Source organism: Mycobacterium sp., from assembly GCF_965277065.1.
Lineage (GTDB): Bacteria > Actinomycetota > Actinomycetes > Mycobacteriales > Mycobacteriaceae > Mycobacterium.
Genome location: NZ_CBDIBT010000017.1, coordinates 385,099 through 405,711, shown reverse-complemented (window position 1 = coordinate 405,711; position 20,613 = coordinate 385,099). Strand labels below are relative to the sequence as shown.

Genomic DNA, 20,613 nt, shown 5'->3' with positions numbered 1-20,613 from the left:
CCATCCGTGGAATGATTGATTAGACCTGTCTGTCTAATTAATCAGCAGCCAGACAGGTCTAATCAACTAAGGGAGTCGTCATGACCACCATCACCACCACCACCGAGCGCAAAGCCCTGGTCACCGGAGCTACCTCCGGCATCGGCCGGGCCACCGCATTCGCGCTCGCCGATGAAGGCTACGAGGTCGTCGTGCACGGGCGCGACGTCGTTCGCGGCGCCGAGACTGTCAAGACCATCGAAAGTAGAGGTGGCCGGGCCCGCTTCGTCGCCGCGGATCTGTCCGCCTCCGGTGCGGCCGCTGACCTGGCCGCTGCAGTGGGTCCGGTTGACGTGTTGGTCAACAACGCCGGATTCGCCTGGTTCGGCCCGACCGACCAGCTCGACGAGGTCACCTTCGACGAGATGTTCGCCGCCAACGTCCGCAGCGCCTATCAGCTGGTCGCCGCCTTTGCGCCAGGAATGGCAGCGCGCGGGCATGGCAGCATCGTCAGCGTGGACAGCATGGCCGGCCACGTCGGGATGTCGGGTTCGGCCGCCTACGGCGCAACGAAGGCGGCATTGACGACGATGAGCAAGTCGTGGGCCGCCGAATTCAGCCCGTCGGGCGTGCGAGTCAACACCGTCGCGCCCGGACCGGTGTACACCAACGCCGCGGACAAGGAGTTCTTCGACGGCCTCGGTGCCACCACCTTGCTGGGCCGGGCGGCTGACCCGAAGGAGTTGGCGGACGTGATCGCCTTCCTGGCCTCCGACAAGGCCAGCTACATCACCGGCGCACTGATCCCCGTCGACGGTGGACGCACCGCGATCTGAGCCGTCAAACCCGGAAAGGACGACACGACCATGACTGACGCCTATGTACCCAGCCCCACTGAGCGGGTCGCGGACCAGGTGGCTCGTTACGAAGCGAGCAATGGGGCAGAGGGCGGCACCCTGGAAGGGCGTCCGGTGGTCATTCTGACCACGACCGGCGCCCGCACCGGCGCCATCCGCAAGAACCCGGTGATGCGAATTCCCGACGGCGACAACTACATTGCGGTGGCGTCGTATGCCGGTGCGGCAACCGACCCGGCGTGGTACCGCAACCTGACCGCGCATCCCGAGCTCTGGGTGCAGGACGGGGCGGCGAAAGGCCGATTCCGGGCTCGAGAGGTGTCCGGCGACGAGAAGACCCGAGCCTGGGCCGTCGCGGAGCGATTCTGGCCGCACTTTCCCGAATACCGCGCCAAGGCCGGCGCCCGGGAGATTCCCGTGCTGGTGTTGGAGCCGGTGGGCCAGTCGTGACGACCGCGACCAGGCAGACTGCCCGCGAACGGCTGCTGGCGGCGGCCAACGAACTGTTCTACGCCGAGGGAGTGCAGACCGTCGGCATCGACCGGGTGATCGAGCGCGCGCGAGTGGCCAAAGCCTCGCTGTACAACACCTTCGGCAGCAAGGAGAACCTGGTTCAGGCCTATCTGGAGACTCGGCACCAAGCGACTTTGCAACGGCTGCTGCGCACCGTCGGGCAACACGACGACCCCAGGCAGCGGCTGTTGGCGGTGTTCGACGCCCAGGCCGAGATGTTCGCCGAACCGGCGTTCCACGGCTGCGCGTTCATCACGGCCAGCGCCGAAGCACCTGAGGGCGGGCTGATCGAACACGCCGCCGACGATTACCGCGCCGACATCCGCAACCTGCTCACCGGGCTCGCCGGTGAGGCCGGCGCATCCGATCCCGCAGCGTTGGGCCGGCAATTGCAATTGCTGTACGACGGCGGCGGCCTGGCCGCGCAGATGGATCGCGATCCAGATGTTGCGGCGTCGGCGAGAACCGCCGCGGCGCTGCTTCTCGACGCCGCCACCCGCTGACAGTCCCGCTCGGCTGCCGGGAGGAAATCGGCTGGTGTCCGACCACTAGAATGGGTGGCGATATCGGGCACAGAGACACCGACGATAGAGGTAGCAGTGGAAAGCGCTAAGCCCAATGGCGTGAACGGCACCGCGCGGACCGGAACCGCGCGCGTCAAGCGCGGCATGGCCGAGATGCTCAAGGGTGGCGTGATCATGGACGTCGTCACCCCGGAACAGGCCCGGATCGCCGAGGGCGCCGGCGCCGTCGCGGTGATGGCACTGGAGCGGGTACCCGCCGACATCCGTGCTCAGGGTGGGGTGTCGCGGATGAGCGACCCCGACATGATCGAGGGCATCATCTCCGCGGTCACCATCCCGGTGATGGCCAAGGCGCGTATCGGTCACTTCGTCGAAGCGCAGATTCTGCAGAGCCTCGGGGTGGATTACATCGACGAGTCCGAGGTGCTGACTCCCGCCGACTACACCCACCACATCGACAAGTGGAAGTTCACGGTGCCGTTCGTGTGCGGCGCGACCAATCTCGGCGAGGCGCTGCGGCGAATCAACGAGGGCGCGGCGATGATTCGGTCCAAGGGTGAGGCCGGCACCGGTGACGTCTCCAACGCGACCACTCACATGCGTGCCATCGGGGGAGAGATCCGGCGGCTCGGCTCGCTTTCCGAAGACGAATTGTACGTAGCAGCAAAGGAATTGGCCGCACCTTTCGACCTTGTCGTCGAGGTCGCGCGGGCAGGCAAACTGCCGGTCACGTTGTTCACCGCCGGTGGTATCGCCACTCCGGCAGACGCCGCGATGATGATGCAACTCGGCGCCGAAGGCGTGTTCGTCGGCTCGGGAATCTTCAAGTCCGGGGACCCGGCACAGCGCGCCGCGGCGATCGTGAAGGCCACCACCTTCTACGACGACCCCGATGTGCTGGCCAAAGTGTCCCGCGGGCTGGGTGAGGCGATGGTCGGCATCAACGTCGAGCAGGTTCCGGAGCCGCATCGCCTGGCCCAGCGCGGCTGGTAAAAACAACTCCGTGTCGATCGAAAAGATCCTTGATCTCGAGCAACTCGAGGTCGACATCTACCGCGGCAGTGTGTTCAGCCCCGAGCAGGGCAACTTTCAGCGCACCTTCGGTGGGCAGGTCGCCGGCCAGTCGCTGGTTTCCGCGGTGCGCACGGTCGATCCGCATTTCCTGGTGCACTCGCTGCACGGCTACTTCATCCGGCCCGGAGATTCCTCGGCACCAACGATTTTCATCGTCGAGCGACTACGCGACGGTGGTTCGTTCGCCACCCGGCGGGTCAACGCGATCCAGCACGGCAAAACGATCTTCTCGATGTCGGCGTCGTTTCAGACCGATCAGGAGGGGATCCACCACCAGGACGTGATGCCCTCGGCGCCGCCGCCGGACGATTTGCCGGGGCTCAAGTCGATGAAGGTGTTCGACGACGACGGATTCAAGCAGTTCCAGGAGTGGGACATCCGTATCGTGCCGCGCGACCAGGTGCACAAACTGCCGGGCAAGGCAGCCCAGCAACAGGTGTGGTTTCGCCACCGCGATCCGCTGCCCGACGACCCGGTGCTGCACATCTGCGCGCTGGCCTACATGAGCGACCTCACCCTGCTGGGGTCGGCGCAGGTCACCCACCTCGATGAGCGCGAGCATCTGCAGGTGGCCTCGCTGGATCACGCGATGTGGTTCATGCGGGTATTCCGCGCCGACGAGTGGCTGCTGTATGACCAGTCGTCGCCATCGGCGTGCGGTGGCCGTGCGCTGTGCCAGGGAAAGATCTTCAACCAGTACGGCGAGATGGTCGCCGCCGTGATGCAGGAGGGGCTGACGCGCTTCCCGAGCGAACCGCGGCTGTCCGGCCAGTGACTGGCCCCCGAGTCGGCGTTCTGGCGCTGCAGGGCGATGTTCGCGAGCACCTTGCGGCACTTCGCGATGCCGGTGCCGACGCGGTCAGCGTCCGGCGGCGCGACGAACTGGAAGCTGTTGACGGGCTGGTGCTTCCCGGTGGGGAGTCCACCACAATGACTCATCTGCTTCGCGAGCTCGAGTTACTGGAACCACTACGTGCCCGGCTGGCCGGTGGGCTGCCCGCCTACGGTGCATGTGCGGGAATGATTCTGCTGGCCAGCGAGATCCGTGACGCCGGAACGGTCGGCCGCGAGGCACTCCCGCTGTCGGCAATCGACATTTCGGTGCGGCGCAATGCTTTTGGACGCCAGGTCGACTCATTCGAAGGCGACATAGCGTTCGAGGGCCTCGATGAGCCGGTGCACGCGGTCTTTATCCGCGCGCCGTGGGTGGAACGGTTCGGCGCGGGTGTGGAGGTGCTGGCGCGGGCCGCGGACCACCCCGTTGCGGTACGTCAGGACGCGGTGCTGGCGACGGCATTTCATCCCGAGGTGACGGGCGATCGCCGCATCCATCGCCTGTTCGTCGACATTGTCAACGGCCGGCGTTGACCTCGGGGGCCGGCAGCGCCCACCGGATGCCGCCGATCAGAACGCGACCGACACTGCGCACGACGGTGAGCTCGACAGGCGGAAAGTAGGGAAGCAGCAGCGGCACCCGAGCCCACAGCGGCAGCATCGAGACCGCGGTCGCGGCCAGCACGCCGTAGGGGGCGCGCGCCGGCAACGACAGCGGCGGCGTCAACAGCAGGAAACGGGCCGCATCGCGTGCCACCGCCGTGCTGTGCAACTCCGGCCGGAAGGCTTGAAGCCGTTGCGCCAGTTCATCTTCGGAGCGTGGTGGGTCGATCACGCCGAGCTTGGACGCGATCTCCGCCATGTCGGCGACGTAGCGGTCCCGGCCGGCCTGGTCCAGCGGCGAGGCGCCGTAGAGCTGATGGGCCCGTAGGAAGCTGTCGGCTTCGGCGACGTGCACCCACTCCAGCAGGTGCGGATCGGTGGCGGTGTACGCCCTGCCGTCGGCCGCCACCCCGTGCACGTACCGATGGATTCCGCGGACCCGATCAACCGCACGTTGCGCGTCGGCCGCGGACCCAAAAGTCGTCTCGGCCAGAAAGGTGCTGGTGCGCTGCAGTCGGCCCCAGGGGTCCTCGCGATAGTTCGAGTGTTCGGCGACACCGGCCATGGCCAAGGGATGCAACGACTGCAGCAGCAGGGCGCGCAATCCACCGACGAACATCGAGGCGTCCGCGTGCACCTGCCGGATCGGGCTGTCGTCGGCGAACCAGCGCGGACCCGGAGTGTGGTGGATGCGCTCGCGCTGCGCCGGACCGTCGGGACCGGCGACCATTTCGAACAAGCTGCTGCCCAATGCGTCCCGTACCGCTCGCAGCGGGCTTTGTGTCGTCACATAACCACCCTACGCAGCGTTTGAAGTGAGGCATTGTGGTGTAAAGGCTGAGCATGAATTCTTCTGCTGGCGGTGCGGCCACCAGTGCCTTCGACGATCCCGTCCGGAGTTGGCGCGATATTCCGGGCTGGTTCCAGTGGCGGGCGCTCCAAGAGGAGGCCGTCGCTCAGTTCCCGAATGCGAGCCGGTTCGCCGAGGTCGGCTGCTATCTGGGACGCAGCATCTGCTCGCTGGGCGAGGTGGTGCGGAAAGCGAGATCGAGCACCAGGATCGTCGGGGTCGACACTGCGCGGGGCAGTGGGCACGAAGGTCGCGGTGATATCGACGCACACGGCGCCGCGGTCGACCATGGCGGCGGGACCTTCGCAGGCCTGTTGCACCGCAACATCATTGACTGCGGACTGGCCGACACCATTCAACTGGTCATTTGTGACTCGGTCGTGGCAGCCGAGTTGTTCGCCGACGAGTCGTTCGCCTGGGTGCACATCGACGCCCGTCATGACTACGCCAGCGTCGTCGCGGATATCCGCGCATGGGCGCCCAAAGTGGTACCCGGCGGCTGGTTGTCCGGCGACGACTACCAGCCCGACTGGTGGGCCGGCGTGGTGGACGCGGTCAGCGACACTCTGCCCGACGCCGGCTCGTGGGGATCGATGCAGTGGCGGTGGATCAAACCGGGGTGAGCGAGTAGTCCGGCAGTGCGATTTTCTCCACGGCGAGGCTTCCGAATGTTCTGCCCGCCAAGCTCATGCCGGCACGCCACGTCGACACCGTTCTCGACGAAGTGATTCAACACGCCGTGGCGCGTGGCGAAGTCAGACCGGGGCAGATCAGCGAGCGGGTGGCACGGCTGCCGATCGACCTGTTCCGTCACGAGCGGATGATGACGCTTAGCCCAGTTCCCGACCACGTGATCGAGGAGATCGTCGATGACGTTTTCTTGCCGCTGGTCAGGCTGGGTGCCGCGGGGGCGCCCTGATCGCCGGGCACACGTAGACTCGGCAAGCGAATCGTGAGCGACAGAAGAGGTAATTAGCCGATGAGCGGCCATTCCAAGTGGGCCACCACCAAGCACCAGAAGGCCGTCAAGGACGCGCGCCGCGGCAAGGAATTCGCCCGGCTGATCAAGAACATCGAGGTCGCCGCGCGAACCGGTGGTGGTGACCCGGGGGGCAACCCGACGCTGTACGACGCCATCCAGAAGGCCAAGAAGACGTCGGTGCCCAACGACAACATCGAACGGGCCCGCAAGCGTGGAGCCGGCGAGGAAGCCGGCGGGGCCGACTGGCAGACCATCATGTACGAGGGCTACGGCCCCAACGGCGTCGCCGTGCTCATCGAGTGCCTGACCGACAACCGCAACCGTGCCGCGGGCGAGGTTCGGGTGGCGATGACCCGCAATGGCGGCAGCATGGCCGACCCGGGATCAGTGTCCTACCTGTTCTCCCGCAAGGGGGTCGTGACGCTGGACAAGAACGACCTGAGCGAGGACGACGTCCTTGCCGCGGTCTTGGAGGCGGGCGCCGAGGACGTCAGCGATCTCGGTGAGAGCTTCGAAATCGTCTCCGAACCCACCGATCTGGTGGCCGTGCGAAGCGCGCTGCAGGACGCCGGGATCGACTACGACTCCGCCGAGGCCAGCTTCCAGCCGTCGGTCAGCGTGCCGGTCGACGTCGACGGGGCGCGTAAGGTATTCAAATTGGTTGACGCGCTCGAAGACAGCGACGACGTGCAGAACGTCTACACCAACGTGGATCTGTCCGACGAGGTATTGGCCGCGCTCGACTCGGAATAGTCGCCGGCTTGTCGCCGAGATCGACATCAGCGAGGCGTTATCTCGAGTGACAAGCTCGCTAACGTCGATCTCGGTGAGGGTGTGGACAGTGGTAGGCGCCGCTTCGGCGATACCAAGCAGGATCTCGTTCATGGGCGAGGTCTTCCGCGGCAGCGAAGCGCTGCGCGAAGCGGCGCTGACCGAGCACCAATTGCGCCGTTGGTATCGACCGATATTCCGTGACGTCTACGTCCCGCGGGACCGCCAGCCGTCGCTGATTGATCGGATTGTCGGGGCTTGGCTCTGGTCGCGCAGACGCGGGGTGGTTGCCGGCGCGGCTGCCGCCGCTCTGCACGGCGCAGCATGGGTTGACGTGGATGTCCCGATCGAGTTGATCGGGAAGAGTGTCCGCCCGCAACGCGGTCTGGTGGTCCGCGACGAATCGCTCGAATGTCATGAGATTGCCCAGTTACGAGGGCTGCCCGTGACGACGGTATGCCGCACCGCTTTCGACTTGGGCCGACACCTGCCCCGCCGTGCGGCAGTGCCGCGACTGGATGCGCTCATGCGGGCCACCTCGTTCTCGGCTGACGAGGTGAATGTGCTTGCGGCGCAGCGCAAAGGAGTGCGCGGTGTGCGCAAGTTGAGGTCGACGCTGGCTTTGGTCGACGGAGGCGCGATGTCGCCAAAGGAAACCTGGCTACGGTTGTTGCTGCTTGACGCCGGCTTCCCGAAGCCCACCTCACAGCTACCCCTGCTTCGTGGTCGGCAATTGATCGCTGTGTTCGATTTGGGCTGGGAGGAATACCGGGTCGCCGCCGAGTACGACGGCGACTATCACCGCAGCGACCGTAAGCGGTTCGTCAAGGACATCGACAAACTCGGTTTTGCTGAGGACGAGGGTTGGATCGTCATCCGGGTGGTCTCCGAGCACCGGCCCCGCCACACCGTCAGCCGGGTATATCGCGCCCTGGCTCGTCGCGGGTGGCATCCAGATCCACGCCAGCGTGCTGCCCTCTCGCACTTTCTCGCGCTGACGTCGATCTCGGTGTAGCTAGTCGTATCCGTGGCGCATGTCTTCGACGATGCGCGGGTGTTCCAGCGTCGAGGGCTCCAACGTGCGCGGTTGCACATCGGCCGCGAATACCGTCGCCGCCTCGAGCACCGGCCTGGTGAGGAATCGCAGCGCAGGGGCATTGCGCGGCAGGACTGGCACCGGGGCGGTGTCACCCCGGCGCGCCAGCGCGAATCCCCAGTCGCCGAAGGTGGGCACGAACACGTGGTACGGCGTCACCGCGTACCCGGCGGCCGTGATCGTGGAAACCGTTCGCCAGAAGGCTGTTTGGGTCGAATACGGGCTCCCCGACTGCACCACCATCAGCCCCTTGGGCGCGAGCACCCGGGACACCAACGCGTAGAACTCGGTGGAGTACAGCCGGCCCAACACCGGAGTATCGGGATCGGGGAGATCCACGATCACGGCGTCGAAAGACGGCGCCGTTGCTTTACGCAGCCACGTCATGGCGTCGCCGGTCACGATGTGCACGCGTGGATTGTCCAGCGACCCGCCGTTCGCAGAACGCATTGTGGTGCGGGCCAATTCGATGACCGCCGGATCGAGTTCGATCTGCACGATGTTCTCGACGCCGGGAGCGCGCAGCAGTTCGCGCGCCGCCAGGCCGTCGCCGCCACCCAGCACGAGGACTGACCGCGCGCCGGCCCCTAGGGCGGGGTAGACGAGGCTCTCGGTGTAGCGGTACTCGTCGCGGGTGGAGAACTGCAGACCACCGTCAAGATAGAGCCGCATGTCGTTCCCGCGGCGGGTGACTACGATCTCTTGGTACGCCGACTGCCGGAAGGCGATGATCGGGTCGGCGTAAAGCCGCTGGCGGCTGGTCATTTCGATGTCTTGGGCGCGGATCAGCAGGGCAGCCAGCAGCGCCAGCGCCAGGCCCAAGGCACCGAGCGCGGTGACCAGTTGTCGCGCGCTCACCACACGCCGCAGCAGGAAGATCGAAACAACTCCCGCGGCAAACAAATTGATGATGCCGGTGGCGGCGGCACCACGGATCATGCCCAGGTGGGGCAGCAGCACGAACGGCCACGCCAGCCCGCCGACCAACGCGCCCAGATAGTCTGCGGCGTTGAGGTTGGCCAGCGTCCGGCCGGTATCGGTGGCACCAGCGGTTCGACCCTGCTGCAGCAGCGTCATCAACAGCGGCACCTCGGCGCCGACCAGCGCGCCGACCAGCCCGGTGCCCAGTGCCAACATCAGCAGCGACCCGCCGACGAAGGAAAACATCACATACAGCGCGGCGGCAGACAGCCCGCCGACGATCGCCAACAGTGCCTCGACCGCGACGAAAGCGATTGCCGACCAACGTAACAGCGGCTTGACCAGCAGTGCGCCAGCGCCTAACGCGGCGATGTAACCCGCGACAATCAGTGAGGTGGCGACGATGCCGCCGCCGTTCAGGCTCGTCGACAGGGTAAGCAGCGCGAGTTCGTACACGATGCCGCATGCCGCGCACGCGGCCACCGCGGCTAGCAACACCGCACGCCAGGGTGTGCTCACCGCCGAATCGGGTTGCTGATCAGTCGATGTCATGACAGCGCGGCGGCGGTCACTCCTCCCACGGCCAGCAGCATCACAGCCGTGGCGAACGCAGCAGGATGCAACTCGGGTTCGTCGATGTGTTCATGAAAATTACCCGGGATGACCCAGTGCATGGTCAGAACGGCGACCCCCTGCAGAACGACGCCAATGAGCCCGTACACCGCCACCCCGATCAGTCCCTGGCCGAGTTGGCGGTAACTGCTGGTGATGGCGCAGATGACGACGGCGGCCACCGCGATGTAGTTGGCGCAGGCGAGTATCACGGCATTGGGGCGGCGATCGATGAACACCAGTTCCCGCAGCTTTCCCGGCGTGAGCACGTCCACGACGACGAAACCGAGGATGAGTACCGCGGTGCCGACCAAGAAGTATGAAATGGTTGCGAGCGCGCCTTGCAAAACTGGGTTGAGGTCGATGGACCCTAATTCGACTGCTAGATACATTGTTATCTCCTTTTCCCGCAGGTCATTTGGTTCCACCCGGGCCGCCTGTGCTCCCGCCCGAGCCGCGCGAGGGGGAGCCGGGATAGAACCCGGGCCCGAGGAAAATGAACGACCCGTGACTGTAGCCGGCGGCCAGGTCCTCGACCCGGATGCTGCACGGATGTGTCCCGTCGGCGCCGACCGACACGATCGCGTCGTCGTAGCGCAGGTACTGGCTGCCGCCGTTGGCGGCGCGCGCTGCCGGGCTCTGGTAATTGCTGAGCGTGTCGGCCACCCGGGTGGGCGAGCCGGTGCACAGGTACCGGGTGCCACTCGCATCGCGCGAATACTCCTGGTAGTGCGACGCGATATACGAGCGTATGTCCTTGTGCTGCAGCGATATTCCAAGGACCAGGCTGATGATCGACGATACGGCCAGACCCACTGCCATCACGAACAATGCGTTGCGGCTCATGGGCGCCACCGGCTTGTGGTGTAGACGACCGTGCCCCCGCCCGGGGCAGGGTAGAGGTGCCAGGTCTGCCAACGCCACCCGGCGCCGTCGGGCTCGGCGGCAAGCGCGGTGAGCGCGGCATCGTCACCCGGGAATGTGCCGCCGAGCCAACCGGTCTCGGTTGAGCATTGTTCACGCAATTGGTCGGCAAGCTGACGGAACTCGGACTCGTCGTGGAGGTCGATCCGCGACTCGAGATGGTAACCCGGTGCCCGCGTCTGATCGGGGAGATCGCCCTCGAGGTCGCACGAAACCTGCTCGGAGAAAACGGTGTTGGAATGCTCAACCGTGACGACGTGCGAGGCCCCCAAGACGCCCAGCACCAGCGCGCCGCCGTCGGGATGGTCGAGGCGGCAGGTGGCTAGCGGGAGCGGGGCCGGGCTGTTGAGCGCCAGCCCGAGCTCAGAGCCGCGGACGTCGACAGGGATGACCGACAGGTGATGAAGGGGCACTGATGTCGGCCCTACTCGGATTCCGGCGCCGGGGCTGAGTACACGGTGAGCTCGCCGGTCAGCACCGACTTGCCGGTCGACACCTCCCAGGGCGTGTCCGGCGCCCAGCGCTCGAAGGAGAGTAAGGCCGTCTTGTCCGCGCTGGCATAGTCGACGAAGTCCATCTCTCCGCCGGCGGGCAAACCCGTGGTGCCCTCGGTGGTGTAGCCGGCGTGTCCGCGCTCCGACTCGTTATATGTCAAGCCTTCGATGACATGCTCGCCGCCCGGCTGCAGCTGGAGATCCTTGCGGGCAGTCCACATCGCGAGCTCGAGCCGCCCGTCGTCCTCCTCGACGCTGAACCAGATCGGCTCGTCACCACCTTCCAGCAGGTGTTCCCACCAGACGAACGGCCCCTCGCGGTAGGTGACCGAGCCGCGGACGACGTAGTCGATTCCACCGTGGCTGACGATCGCGCCGGGGCCCAATTGGCGCGGTCCGAATTGCGGTGCCGCCGCGGCGAACGCGAGCGGGTCTTGGCGGCCGCTGTGCGGTTGCTTGGGGCGGCGCAACGCAACGACGAAGACGACCACCGCCGCGATGAAGAGCGCCGCCGCGAGTACCAGCAGCACAGTGCCCATCCCAGGCCTTCCCTACCTTCTAGCCCCCGGGGGTGAAACCTAGCAGCTTCGCTTCGCAGCGGCTCGAGTTCTACGGATGATCGGCGGCGTCCACGCCGGGGGCTGGGTCAGTGGTCAGGATTTCGTACTGGACCAGCAGCAGCCGGTCGCGCTGTGCGTCCCTGACCTCAGGGCAGCCTGAGCGACGTGGCCTCGCGCTATGTCGAATAGCCCCGACAGACACCGATTCGCTTTCCCGGTATTTGCTCAACGAACTTTCTCGGGCAGGGGTGGCAGACATCAGTGACGACCGCGACACGTATTCCAAGACATTAGGAACCGCGTGTCCTACCCGGGCCTGTTTGCCCCGCCCGTTAAGGTGTCGAACAACCGTTCGGTACAGCTAGGAGTGCGCGTGCGTGTGATGGGCGTCGACCCCGGCCTGACGCGCTGCGGGCTATCGGTCGTCGAGAGCGGACGTGGCCGCCAGCTCATCGCACTCGACGTCGATGTGGTGCGCACGCCGTCCGATGAGCCGCTGGAGCGCCGGTTGCTCACCATCAGCGACACCGTCGACCACTGGATGGACACCCACCTGCCGGACGTCATCGCGATCGAGCGGGTGTTCGCCAATCAGAACGCGAACACCGCGATGGGGACAGCGCAGGCCGGCGGCGTGATCGCACTTGCCGCCGCTAAGCGCAACATCGGTGTCCACTTCCACACACCCAGTGAGGTCAAGGCCGCCGTGACCGGCAACGGCCGCGCTGACAAAGCTCAGGTGACCGCCATGGTCACGAAAATCCTTGCACTGCAGACGAAACCGACGCCGGCGGACGCCGCAGACGCACTTGCGTTGGCGATCTGCCACTGCTGGCGCGCACCGATGATTGCGCGGATGGCCCTCGCCGAGGCGCTCGCGGCCGAACAGCTTCGCAGTTACAAGGCCAAGCTCAGGGCGGCCAGATGATCGCGTCGGTGCGGGGCGAGGTGCTCGACGTGGCGCTCGATCACGTCGTGATCGAGGCGGCGGGCGTGGGGTACAAGCTGATGGCGGCCCCGTCCACGCTCGCGACTCTGCGTCGCGGCAACGAAGCCCGCTTGATCACAGCGATGATCGTCCGCGAAGACTCGATGACGCTCTACGGATTTCCCGACGCGGACGCCCGCGACCTTTTCCTGACCCTGCTCGGCGTTTCCGGGGTCGGCCCCAAGATCGCGCTGGCCACGCTAGCCGTTTACGACGCGACCGCGCTGCGGCAGGCGCTCTCCGACGGCGACGTCACTGCGTTGACCCGCGTCCCCGGCATCGGCAAGCGCGGCGCCGAGCGGATGGTGCTCGAGCTGCGTGACAAAATCGGCCCGGTGGGCACCGGCGGGACGTCGACATTGCCGAGCGGCCACGGTGTCCGCGGCCCTGTCATAGAAGCCCTTGTGGGGCTTGGCTTTGCGGTTAAGCAGGCCGAAGAGGCCACCGATAAGGTATTGGCGGCCGACGAGGAGGCCACCACGTCAACCGCGCTGCGGTCGGCGCTGTCGTTGCTGGGGAAGACGAAATGAATCACGCCGACGACGAAGACCCCGAGGACAGGGAGGTCTCCGCAGCGCTGACCGTCGGAGAGGGCGACGTCGACGCCAGCCTGCGCCCCCGCTCGCTAGGGGAGTTCATCGGCCAGCCGCGGGTGCGGGAACAGTTGCAGCTGGTCATCGAGGGCGCCAAGAACCGCGGTGGCACACCGGATCACATCCTGCTCTCGGGTCCGCCGGGGCTGGGCAAGACGTCGTTGGCGATGATCATCGCTGCCGAACTCGGTTCCTCGCTACGGGTGACATCAGGTCCGGCACTGGAACGCGCCGGAGACCTCGCGGCGATGCTGTCCAACCTCGTCGACCACGACGTGTTGTTCATCGACGAGATTCATCGCATCGCCCGTCCTGCCGAAGAGATGCTGTACCTGGCGATGGAGGATTTTCGGGTCGACGTCGTCGTCGGCAAAGGCCCTGGGGCGACATCGATTCCGCTCGAGGTGGCCCCGTTCACCCTAGTGGGTGCGACCACTCGGTCCGGCGCGCTGACCGGCCCGTTGCGCGACCGGTTCGGGTTCACCGCACACATGGACTTCTACGAGCCGGCCGAGTTGGAGCGGGTGCTGACCCGCTCCGCCCGGATTCTCGGTATCGAGCTGGGCGCCGAGGCGGGCACGGAGATTGCGCGACGCTCGCGGGGCACCCCCCGCATCGCCAACCGGCTGCTGCGCCGGGTACGCGACTTCGCCGAGGTGCGCGCTGACGGTGTGATCACCCGCGACGTCGCCAAATCCGCACTCGCGGTGTACGACGTCGACGAGCTCGGTCTCGACCGGCTGGACCGGGCGGTGCTGTCGGCGCTGACCCGTAGCTTCGGCGGCGGCCCGGTCGGTGTGTCGACGCTGGCGGTCGCTGTCGGCGAAGAGGCCACCACCGTCGAGGAGGTGTGCGAGCCTTTCCTGGTGCGGGCGGGCATGATCGCCCGCACGCCGCGCGGCAGGGTGGCGACCCCGCGGGCGTGGACGCACTTAGGGATGACACCACCCCCGCGAGCCAGTGGTTTAGGGCAGTCGGGACTGTTCGACTAGCGGCGATCACGAGCGCGGCGGAGCCGGGCGAAGTGGGTCGACGCCTTTGACGAGGACGAGGAGGTCGGAATGATCACTGCCGCATTGGTATTCGCCGGGCTGGCCGGGCTGCTGCACGTCTACATCTTCACGATGGAGTCGCTGACCTGGACCAGTAAGCGCACTCGTGCCGCGTTCGGTACCACCGCCGAGGAAGCGGAGACCACCAAGCTGCTGGCATTCAACCAGGGCTTCTACAACCTTTTCCTGGCGATTGTCACCGGCGTGGGTATCGGGGCAATCGAGTTGGGACACATAGGTATTGGCGCTGCCCTGATCTTCGCGGGCGTCGGGTCGATGGCGGCCGCGGCGGCCGTGCTGCTGGCCTCGGCGCCGGACAAGGCGCGGGCGGCGCTGACCCAGGGCACGCTGCCGGCAATCGCCGTCGTCCTACTCGTCGCGGGACTCCACTAGTCCGATTCTGAATAAACTCAGCAGTTGCTGAGATCGGTTACCTTGCTGATAAAGCTTGCACTAGCCGTTTTGACCCCGCACCGTGTCGTTGCCGGGCGCCGTTCGAGCCGGTCAGCTCTGAGGTGGATCTAAGGCGCGAGGGCTAGCGTCACGCGCACGCTGACAGCATGGGTTTGCTCGTCGGCGAAGGGGCACTCAGCACGCAAACGACACTTTTGTGTCCACTGTTTGAGGAGAACTCGAAATGACGGACTCACGATCAGGCTTCGGTAGCCTGCACATGCCGCGCAGCCGCGGCGCAGTGAGCGGATTGCTCCTACTCGTTCTCGGTGTGTGGGGTGCGTTGATCCCCTTCATAGGCCCCTACTTTCATTTCGCTTACGAGCCCGGCCAAGCCTGGGTGTGGAACACGGCACGAGCCTGGCTGGAGGTGTTGCCCGGAGCCGTCACCGCAGCGGGTGGGTTCTTGGTGTTGATCTCCGGGAACCGCGCAACTGCGATGTTCGGCGGCTGGCTCGCAGTGATCGCCGGCGCCTGGTTCGTCGTCGGCCGCACGCTGGCGTCGACACTGCGCCTTGGCGACGTCGGCCAGCCGATCGCGGCCACCGATGCCAAACGCGCCGCCATCGAGATCGCATCCTTTTCCGGACTGGGAGCGTTCATCGTCTTCATCGGTGGGGCGGTCCTGGCGCGAGTGACGATCCGGACGGCGAAGGATGTGGAGTGGTCTCAGCGGGCCGCCGAGCTATCCACGGGCGCAGCATCGGACACCTTTGACGCCTTCGCGGAGTCCGCGCGAACTGAAGTGTTGACGCCCGCGCCCCGACGTCATCGGCGCGAGAGCAAGGGCGGCTTGTTCAGGCGCACCAGTGCCGGCGCGACGAGCCACTGACACCGCGGAAACGCCAGACAGAAGCCTGGGTCGTGGATCACGAGCATCCACGACCCAGGCTTCTGTTTAGAGCAGTCCGAGCAACTGCAGATCGGTAACGTACTTGACGATCACCGGCTGCGAGACGTGCGGAATATCTTTGTCGGGACCAATTTTCGCCTCTTGCACCGCGGCGCGGAACCGGTCTGTCGGAGCCATCGACCCGTTGAGCGGCGCCTGCGGCTTCTGGTAGTTGTGCAGCAGCGGCAGTAGCGAGTACTGACGCTGACGCTCGGGCAGCGCCCGCAGCGTCGTCTCGAACCGCTGCAGCCAGGTGCCGTAGTCGCCCACCCGCTGGATCGAGTACCCCGCGTCGATCAGCCAATCGACGTACTCGTCGAAGCCGATGCCGTCGTCGTACGGGTTCATCACGTGATACGTCTGGAAGCCGGCTTCCCCCTCCGCCGACCGTGGTCCCAGCTCCGAGATCGACTCGGCGACGAATTCCACTGGCAGCCCGTCGTAGTGGGCGCGTTGCCGGTTACCTTCTGCGTCGAGCTCGTAGAACGAGCCGGGTGCAATACCGGTGGCGACCAAGCTGAGCATCTGCCGGGTGAACATGTCCGGCAGGTTCAGCTGACCCGCGTAGGTGGTGTCGGCCAGGATCATGTCGCAACGGAACACCGCGACCGGCAGCCCGCAGAGGTCGTTGGCCTCGCGCAACAACACCTCGCCGGCCCACTTGCTGTTGCCGTAGCCATTGGCGTAGCCGTCGTGAATCTGGCGGGTGGCACTGATGTGCCGGACGTCGGCGTCCTCGATGAACTTGCCGGGCTGAATCTGGTCGCCCACACCGATTGTCGAGACGTAGGTGAACGCCTTCAACTTGGTGGTCAGCGCGATCCGAATCAGCTCGGCGGTGCCCACCGCGTTGGGGCCGAACAGCTCGCTGTACGGCAGCACGTGGTTGACCAGAGCGGCCGGGTCCACGATCAGGTCGACGGTGTCGGCCAGCCGCTGCCAGGTCGCGTCGTCCAGGCCCAGGTTGGCCTCACCCTTGTCGCCGGCGATGACCTCGAGGTGATCGGCGGCCAGGCTCTGGTAGTGCTCCAGCAGCTTCGGATCTCCGCTGTCGAACGTCTTGTCAAGGCGCGCCCGGGCGTCGGTATCTGACTTGGCGCGCACCAGGGCAATCACCTTGCCGTCGACCAGGTCCATCCGCTCCAGCCACTCCAGCGCCAGGTAGCGGCCGAGGAATCCTGTTGCGCCGGTGAGCAACACGGTGCGCACCTCGCTGGCAGGCCCGGGCAGCCCGCGCGCGGCGGCCAAGGTTGCCTCGTCGATGAACTTGCCCAGCGTCAGGTCACTGGCGTGCACCTCGACGGCGTCGCGACCGTGCACCGAAGAGAAGCTGGGCCGCTTGCTGCCCTGTCGCTCAGCCTCGATGTAGTCGGCGATGGCCTGCAGGTCATTGGCCGGGCTGACGATCACGCCGACCGGCACGTCGCAGTCGAAGATCTCATGCAGCAGGTTGCCGAATGTCAACGCGGACAACGAGTCTCCACCAAGGTCGGTGAAGTGGGCGTCGGGCGTCAGATCGGACTCGGCCGCACCGAGCATCGCCGCGGCGGCCCGGCTGACGGTCGTCAACACAGGCGCGCCCGCACCGGTGCGCCGCAACTCGGACAACTCGTTGGCCTGGCCTTCGGCCACGTCCGCGTATAACTGCTCCAGTTGCTCGCCGTAGTGCTGCTTGAGCTTCGGCCACGCCAATTTGCGGATCCCGGTCAGCAGGCCGTTTTCCAGGCTGAAAGGCGTTGTCTCGATGATGAAGTCACGCGGCACCTCGTAAGACTGCAGGTTCGCCTGGCGGGCGACGGTCTGCAACGACTCGGCGATTTCCGACTTCGACGCGTTCGCGTCCGTCGGCACGACGACCGCCAACAGGTACGGCTGGGCGCTGTTTCCGTAGATGTAGATCTGGCGGACCAGTGGGCTGTTGCCGAACTCTGCCTCCAGCTTGGCCAGGGTGACGAACTCGCCCTGCGCCAGCTTCAGCACGTTGTTGCGCCGGTCGACGTAGAACAGGTGGTCCGGGGAGGTCTCGGCGAAGACGTCGCCCGTCCGGTAGTAGCCGTCCTCGTCGAAGACGCCTGCCGTGGTCTCGGCCCGCTTGTAGTAGCCGGGGAACATGTTCGGGGTCTTGAGCAGCAGCTCACCGCGGGGGTGCGGCCGGTCGGTGGCGAAGTAGCCCAGGTCCGGCACGTCGACCAGCTTGTAGTCGAGCACCGGCGGGCGCTGGATCTCGCCGTCGAGCAGGACCATGCCGGCCTCGGTGGAGCCGTAGCCGTCCACCAGGTGGATGTCGAGCAGCGACTCAACCCAGCTCCGCAACTCGGGGGAGATCGGAGCCGATCCCGTCATCGCGAAGATGAAGCGTCCGCCGAGCAGTTCTTGGCGCTGCTCGACGATGACCTGAGATTCGGCGGTCTTCCGGTCGACACCTTCAGCGGTCCGCCGAGCGACCTCGCCCTGGAAATCGCTGTAGAGCATCTCCCAGATGCGCGGAACGAAGTTCAGCTCGGTGGGGCGCACCAGCCGCAGGTCCTCCAGCAGCGTCGACAGGTCGCTCTTGGCGGCGAAGTAGGCGGTGCCGCCGTTGCCGAGCGTGCCGTACAGGGTGCCGCGACCCATGACGTGGCTCATCGGCATGAAGTTCAGGCTGATAGACGCGGCGCTGGGTCCGAACCAGTTCTTGGCCGAGCGATTCCACATCTTGGCGACGTTGCTCTGGGGGTACATCGCGCCCTTGGGGGCGCCGGTGCTGCCCGAGGTGTAGATCAGCAGTGCCAGCGGGTCGTCCCCGTCGGCTGCGGCGGTGGTCGGGGGCAGTGCGGCGCCGCGATCGCGGACGTCGTTGAGCGTCTCGACGACCAGCGTCAGGTCGGCCAGCCGCTGCCGTGCGCTCTCGAGCGCTTCGCGGTTGTCGTCGAGCTCCCCGCGGTAGTCGAACACCACCAGCCGTCCGGGCGTGTGACCCGCTTCGGCGCCAGCCAGAATCACGTCGACAGCGTCGGACAGGTAGTCGACGCTGGCGGCGAAAACGGCGGGCTCGGTCTCGGTGACGATCGGCAGAAGCTGGGTGATCGCCGCGCTGGTCTGCAGCGGAACCGAGACGGCGCCGGCGACGCCCAGAGCGACGTCGATGGTGGTGTAGTCGACGCTGGTGAAGCCGAGCACGCAGACCCGGTCGCCGGCGTTGATCAGCCCGTCGGTCAGCGCGCGGGACACCTCGCCGACGCGGTCGGCCAATTCGCCATAGCTGACATGAGAGAACCAGGGCAGCAGCTTGGCGGTGGTGTGCCCGCTTTGCGGGTCTGTCACCAGCTCGTATGCGCGCTGGGCCAGCGCGGGTCGGTCGGAGTAACCCTGCAGCACGGCCTCGACGACCGAGGCGAGGTGCGGCGCGGCGGCCTCGATGGCGTCGCTGACGGCCTGAACAGGCTGCGCCGCGGCGAACTCGGCGTCGGCGGCGGCCAACTTCGCGGCGCGTTGTTCCTGGACTTCTTGGGTGTCTATCGACATAAGGGAACCTCACAATGTGCGAATTTGGAAAATCTAACGGACGCAACGCTGCGCCTAATGACTACTACGTTAGCAAAGGTAACGATATTTCCGATAGACAATGGAAGATCAGGAAATGTGAGGTGGCTAACCGTCTAGATGTCAGCCAGCAGACCGGCCACGATGTCGAGTCCTTCGATCAGTAGCTCGTCGCTGATCGTCAGTGGCGGCAGAAAACGCACGACATTGCCGAATGTGCCTGCAGTCAGCACGATGACGCCGGCGGCGTGTGCGGCGGCCGCGAGCGCGCTGGTCAGCTTGGCATCGGGCTCGGCGCTGTCGGGTTCGACGAACTCCACGGCGATCATCGCGCCGCGCCCACGGACGTCGCCGATGCGATCGTCGCCGGCTTGCAGAGCCTGGAGCCGGTCTTTCATCAGTCGTTCGATCTGACGGGCCCGCTCGACGAGCCCGTCGGCCTCGATGGTGGCGAGGGTGGCCAGCGCCGCCGCGCAGGCCAGCGGGTTGCCGCCGAAGGTGCCGCCGATGCCGCCGGTGTGGGGGGCGTCCATGATTTCGGCGCGGCCGGTGATCGCGGAGAGCGGCAGCCCGTCGGCGATGCCCTTGGCGATACAGATCAGGTCGGGTTCGATGCCCTCGTGCTCGCAGGCGAACATGGCTCCGGTGCGCGCGATACCGGTCTGCACCTCGTCGGCGATGAAGACGACGTTGTTCTGCCGACACCAGCTCAGCAGAGCGGGCAGGAACCCTTCGGCCGGGACGATGAAACCGCCCTCGCCCTGGATGGGTTCGATGATGATCGCGGCGAGATTGTCGGCGCCGACCTGTTTGGAGATGACCTCGATGGCTCGTCGGGCGGCCACCTCGCCATCGGTGGCCAGTTCCTTGTCGATGAGTCCGTCGCGGTAGGGATAGGACAGCGGCGCCCGATAGATCTCCGGGGCGAACGGCCCGAATCCGCTCTTGTAGGGCATGGATTTGGCGGTCAGCGCCATGGTCATGTTGGTGCGGCCGTGGTAAGCGTGGTCGAACGCCACCACCGCGTCTTTGCGCGTGTAGGCCCGCGCGATCTTGACGGCGTTCTCCACCGCCTCTGCGCCGGAATTGAACAGCACCGAACGTTTCTCCCCCGAGCCCGGGGCGAGCCGGTTGAGCTGTTCGGCGACCGCGACGTACTGCTCGTAGGGCGTCACCATGAAACAGGTGTGGGTGAAGTCGGCGACCTGTGCACGCACCGCGTCGACGACCCGCGGGGCGGAGCTGCCGATGGTGGTGACCGCGATGCCAGAGCCCAGGTCGATCAGCCGGTTGCCGTCGACGTCTTCGACAATCCCGCCCGCGGCACGAGCGGCAAATACCGGCATGGTCTTGCCGACGCTGGCCGACACCGCCGCCGCGCGGCGTTTGGTCAGCTCGAGCGATGCCGGACCGGGAATTTCGGTGGCGAGATGGCGGCTCTGTTCGATGGCAGACACGCCGAAAGCCTAGCTCGACGACGTTGCGGGCCGCGAGGCTCGACGAGATGACGAGACGGTGA

At 66.2% G+C, this 20,613-nt stretch carries 23 protein-coding genes; 15 read left to right on the top strand and 8 right to left on the bottom strand.

What is annotated here, in order from left to right:
- Positions 1–80: 80 nt before the first annotated feature.
- The 6 genes from ACQY5A_RS10375 (at position 81) to pdxT (ending at position 4,315) form a co-directional block, all read left to right on the top strand.
- Complete coding sequence (locus ACQY5A_RS10375; RefSeq protein WP_428340270.1) at positions 81–815, top strand: SDR family NAD(P)-dependent oxidoreductase; 735 nt, start codon at positions 81–83, stop codon at positions 813–815.
- 30 nt (positions 816–845) lie between these two features.
- Complete coding sequence (locus ACQY5A_RS10370; RefSeq protein ID WP_428340269.1) at positions 846–1,286, top strand: nitroreductase family deazaflavin-dependent oxidoreductase; 441 nt, start codon at positions 846–848, stop codon at positions 1,284–1,286.
- Positions 1,283–1,852 (top strand): TetR/AcrR family transcriptional regulator, encoded by a 570-nt coding sequence (locus tag ACQY5A_RS10365; protein ID WP_428340268.1) that lies wholly within the window; start codon positions 1,283–1,285, stop codon positions 1,850–1,852. The genes ACQY5A_RS10370 and ACQY5A_RS10365 overlap by 4 nt, the downstream gene beginning before the upstream one ends.
- Positions 1,853–2,017: 165 nt before the next feature.
- Positions 2,018–2,866, top strand: a complete 849-nt coding sequence (pdxS, locus tag ACQY5A_RS10360) for a pyridoxal 5'-phosphate synthase lyase subunit PdxS (RefSeq protein ID WP_428340479.1) — start codon at positions 2,018–2,020, stop codon at positions 2,864–2,866.
- 10 nt (positions 2,867–2,876) lie between these two features.
- Complete coding sequence (tesB, locus tag ACQY5A_RS10355) at positions 2,877–3,722, top strand: acyl-CoA thioesterase II (RefSeq protein WP_428340267.1); 846 nt, start codon at positions 2,877–2,879, stop codon at positions 3,720–3,722.
- Positions 3,719–4,315 carry a pyridoxal 5'-phosphate synthase glutaminase subunit PdxT gene (gene pdxT / locus ACQY5A_RS10350; RefSeq protein ID WP_428340266.1) on the top strand — a complete coding sequence of 199 codons (597 nt, stop codon included), beginning with the start codon at positions 3,719–3,721 and terminating at the stop codon, positions 4,313–4,315. Before tesB ends, pdxT begins: the two co-directional genes overlap by 4 nt.
- Here pdxT and ACQY5A_RS10345 read toward each other — a convergent pair.
- On the bottom strand, positions 4,299–5,114 hold the full coding sequence (locus ACQY5A_RS10345; protein ID WP_428340478.1) for an oxygenase MpaB family protein: 816 nt from the start codon (positions 5,112–5,114) through the stop codon (positions 4,299–4,301). The genes pdxT and ACQY5A_RS10345 overlap by 17 nt on opposite strands.
- A 113-nt stretch (positions 5,115–5,227) precedes the next feature.
- Between ACQY5A_RS10345 and ACQY5A_RS10340 the strand changes: the two genes are divergently transcribed.
- From ACQY5A_RS10340 to ACQY5A_RS10325, 4 genes are all read left to right on the top strand, one after another.
- The gene (locus ACQY5A_RS10340; RefSeq protein ID WP_428340265.1) at positions 5,228–5,857 is read left to right on the top strand and encodes a class I SAM-dependent methyltransferase; all 630 of its coding nucleotides are present in this window, start codon (positions 5,228–5,230) and stop codon (positions 5,855–5,857) included.
- Positions 5,858–5,922: 65 nt separating this feature from the next.
- On the top strand, positions 5,923–6,153 hold the full coding sequence (locus ACQY5A_RS10335; RefSeq protein WP_428340264.1) for a TetR-like C-terminal domain-containing protein: 231 nt from the start codon (positions 5,923–5,925) through the stop codon (positions 6,151–6,153).
- A 60-nt stretch (positions 6,154–6,213) separates the two neighbouring features.
- The gene (locus ACQY5A_RS10330) at positions 6,214–6,969 is read left to right on the top strand and encodes a YebC/PmpR family DNA-binding transcriptional regulator (RefSeq protein WP_428340263.1); all 756 of its coding nucleotides are present in this window, start codon (positions 6,214–6,216) and stop codon (positions 6,967–6,969) included.
- A 130-nt stretch (positions 6,970–7,099) separates the two neighbouring features.
- Positions 7,100–8,002: a hypothetical protein gene (locus tag ACQY5A_RS10325; protein WP_428340262.1), complete on the top strand. Its 903-nt coding sequence runs from the start codon at positions 7,100–7,102 to the stop codon at positions 8,000–8,002.
- Here ACQY5A_RS10325 and ACQY5A_RS10320 read toward each other — a convergent pair whose 3' ends face one another.
- From ACQY5A_RS10320 to ACQY5A_RS10300, 5 genes are read right to left on the bottom strand one after another with little or no spacing between them, the layout of a single operon-like run.
- Positions 8,003–9,556: a polyamine aminopropyltransferase gene (locus tag ACQY5A_RS10320; RefSeq protein ID WP_428340261.1), complete on the bottom strand. Its 1,554-nt coding sequence runs from the start codon at positions 9,554–9,556 to the stop codon at positions 8,003–8,005. It abuts the gene before it with no gap.
- Positions 9,553–10,008 carry a DUF350 domain-containing protein gene (locus tag ACQY5A_RS10315; protein WP_428340260.1) on the bottom strand — a complete coding sequence of 152 codons (456 nt, stop codon included), beginning with the start codon at positions 10,006–10,008 and terminating at the stop codon, positions 9,553–9,555. Before ACQY5A_RS10315 ends, ACQY5A_RS10320 begins: the two co-directional genes overlap by 4 nt.
- A gap of 22 nt (positions 10,009–10,030) precedes the next feature.
- The gene (locus tag ACQY5A_RS10310; protein ID WP_428340259.1) at positions 10,031–10,462 is read right to left on the bottom strand and encodes a DUF4247 domain-containing protein; all 432 of its coding nucleotides are present in this window, start codon (positions 10,460–10,462) and stop codon (positions 10,031–10,033) included.
- Positions 10,459–10,953, bottom strand: coding sequence for a DUF2617 family protein (locus ACQY5A_RS10305; RefSeq protein WP_428340258.1), 495 nt, complete (start codon positions 10,951–10,953; stop codon positions 10,459–10,461). The genes ACQY5A_RS10310 and ACQY5A_RS10305 overlap by 4 nt, the downstream gene beginning before the upstream one ends.
- A gap of 11 nt (positions 10,954–10,964) precedes the next feature.
- Positions 10,965–11,573 carry a DUF4178 domain-containing protein gene (locus ACQY5A_RS10300; protein ID WP_428340257.1) on the bottom strand — a complete coding sequence of 203 codons (609 nt, stop codon included), beginning with the start codon at positions 11,571–11,573 and terminating at the stop codon, positions 10,965–10,967.
- A gap of 394 nt (positions 11,574–11,967) precedes the next feature.
- On the opposite strand from ACQY5A_RS10300, the gene ruvC reads away from it, so the two are divergent.
- The 5 genes from ruvC (at position 11,968) to ACQY5A_RS10275 (ending at position 15,512) form a co-directional block, all read left to right on the top strand.
- The gene (ruvC, locus tag ACQY5A_RS10295) at positions 11,968–12,522 is read left to right on the top strand and encodes a crossover junction endodeoxyribonuclease RuvC (RefSeq protein WP_428340256.1); all 555 of its coding nucleotides are present in this window, start codon (positions 11,968–11,970) and stop codon (positions 12,520–12,522) included.
- Positions 12,519–13,112 carry a Holliday junction branch migration protein RuvA gene (gene ruvA / locus ACQY5A_RS10290; protein ID WP_428340255.1) on the top strand — a complete coding sequence of 198 codons (594 nt, stop codon included), beginning with the start codon at positions 12,519–12,521 and terminating at the stop codon, positions 13,110–13,112. Before ruvC ends, ruvA begins: the two co-directional genes overlap by 4 nt.
- A complete protein-coding gene (gene ruvB, locus ACQY5A_RS10285) occupies positions 13,109–14,167 on the top strand; it encodes a Holliday junction branch migration DNA helicase RuvB (protein ID WP_428340254.1) in 1,059 nt (352 codons plus the stop codon). The genes ruvA and ruvB overlap by 4 nt, the downstream gene beginning before the upstream one ends.
- Before the next feature lie 69 nt (positions 14,168–14,236).
- Complete coding sequence (locus tag ACQY5A_RS10280) at positions 14,237–14,620, top strand: DUF1304 domain-containing protein (protein WP_428340253.1); 384 nt, start codon at positions 14,237–14,239, stop codon at positions 14,618–14,620.
- Positions 14,621–14,864: 244 nt separating this feature from the next.
- A complete protein-coding gene (locus ACQY5A_RS10275; protein ID WP_428340252.1) occupies positions 14,865–15,512 on the top strand; it encodes a hypothetical protein in 648 nt (215 codons plus the stop codon).
- 66 nt (positions 15,513–15,578) lie between these two features.
- On the opposite strand, the gene car is transcribed toward ACQY5A_RS10275, so the two are convergent.
- Together car and gabT are read right to left on the bottom strand one after the other, a co-directional pair.
- Positions 15,579–19,076, bottom strand: a complete 3,498-nt coding sequence (gene car, locus ACQY5A_RS10270) for a carboxylic acid reductase (RefSeq protein WP_428340251.1) — start codon at positions 19,074–19,076, stop codon at positions 15,579–15,581.
- A gap of 134 nt (positions 19,077–19,210) precedes the next feature.
- The gene (gene gabT, locus ACQY5A_RS10265; protein WP_428340250.1) at positions 19,211–20,551 is read right to left on the bottom strand and encodes a 4-aminobutyrate--2-oxoglutarate transaminase; all 1,341 of its coding nucleotides are present in this window, start codon (positions 20,549–20,551) and stop codon (positions 19,211–19,213) included.
- Between the last annotated feature and the right edge of the window lie 62 nt (positions 20,552–20,613).

Bases quoted from the DNA above. Each gene is read 5' to 3' on its own strand.
- ACQY5A_RS10375 (WP_428340270.1), top strand. From the start codon at position 81: ATGACCACCATCACCACCACCACCGAGCGCAAAGCCCTGGTCACCGGA.
- ACQY5A_RS10370 (WP_428340269.1), top strand. From the start codon at position 846: ATGACTGACGCCTATGTACCCAGCCCCACTGAGCGGGTCGCGGACCAG.
- pdxS (WP_428340479.1), top strand. From the start codon at position 2,018: ATGGCCGAGATGCTCAAGGGTGGCGTGATCATGGACGTCGTCACCCCG.
- ACQY5A_RS10345 (WP_428340478.1), bottom strand. From the start codon at position 5,114: ATGGTCGCCGGTCCCGACGGTCCGGCGCAGCGCGAGCGCATCCACCAC.
- ACQY5A_RS10340 (WP_428340265.1), top strand. From the start codon at position 5,228: ATGAATTCTTCTGCTGGCGGTGCGGCCACCAGTGCCTTCGACGATCCC.
- ACQY5A_RS10335 (WP_428340264.1), top strand. From the start codon at position 5,923: ATGCCGGCACGCCACGTCGACACCGTTCTCGACGAAGTGATTCAACAC.
- ACQY5A_RS10330 (WP_428340263.1), top strand. From the start codon at position 6,214: ATGAGCGGCCATTCCAAGTGGGCCACCACCAAGCACCAGAAGGCCGTC.
- ACQY5A_RS10325 (WP_428340262.1), top strand. From the start codon at position 7,100: ATGGGCGAGGTCTTCCGCGGCAGCGAAGCGCTGCGCGAAGCGGCGCTG.
- ACQY5A_RS10320 (WP_428340261.1), bottom strand. From the start codon at position 9,556: ATGACATCGACTGATCAGCAACCCGATTCGGCGGTGAGCACACCCTGG.
- ACQY5A_RS10315 (WP_428340260.1), bottom strand. From the start codon at position 10,008: ATGTATCTAGCAGTCGAATTAGGGTCCATCGACCTCAACCCAGTTTTG.
- ACQY5A_RS10310 (WP_428340259.1), bottom strand. From the start codon at position 10,462: ATGAGCCGCAACGCATTGTTCGTGATGGCAGTGGGTCTGGCCGTATCG.
- ACQY5A_RS10300 (WP_428340257.1), bottom strand. From the start codon at position 11,573: ATGGGCACTGTGCTGCTGGTACTCGCGGCGGCGCTCTTCATCGCGGCG.
- ruvA (WP_428340255.1), top strand. From the start codon at position 12,519: ATGATCGCGTCGGTGCGGGGCGAGGTGCTCGACGTGGCGCTCGATCAC.
- ruvB (WP_428340254.1), top strand. From the start codon at position 13,109: ATGAATCACGCCGACGACGAAGACCCCGAGGACAGGGAGGTCTCCGCA.
- ACQY5A_RS10280 (WP_428340253.1), top strand. From the start codon at position 14,237: ATGATCACTGCCGCATTGGTATTCGCCGGGCTGGCCGGGCTGCTGCAC.
- ACQY5A_RS10275 (WP_428340252.1), top strand. From the start codon at position 14,865: ATGACGGACTCACGATCAGGCTTCGGTAGCCTGCACATGCCGCGCAGC.
- car (WP_428340251.1), bottom strand. From the start codon at position 19,076: ATGTCGATAGACACCCAAGAAGTCCAGGAACAACGCGCCGCGAAGTTG.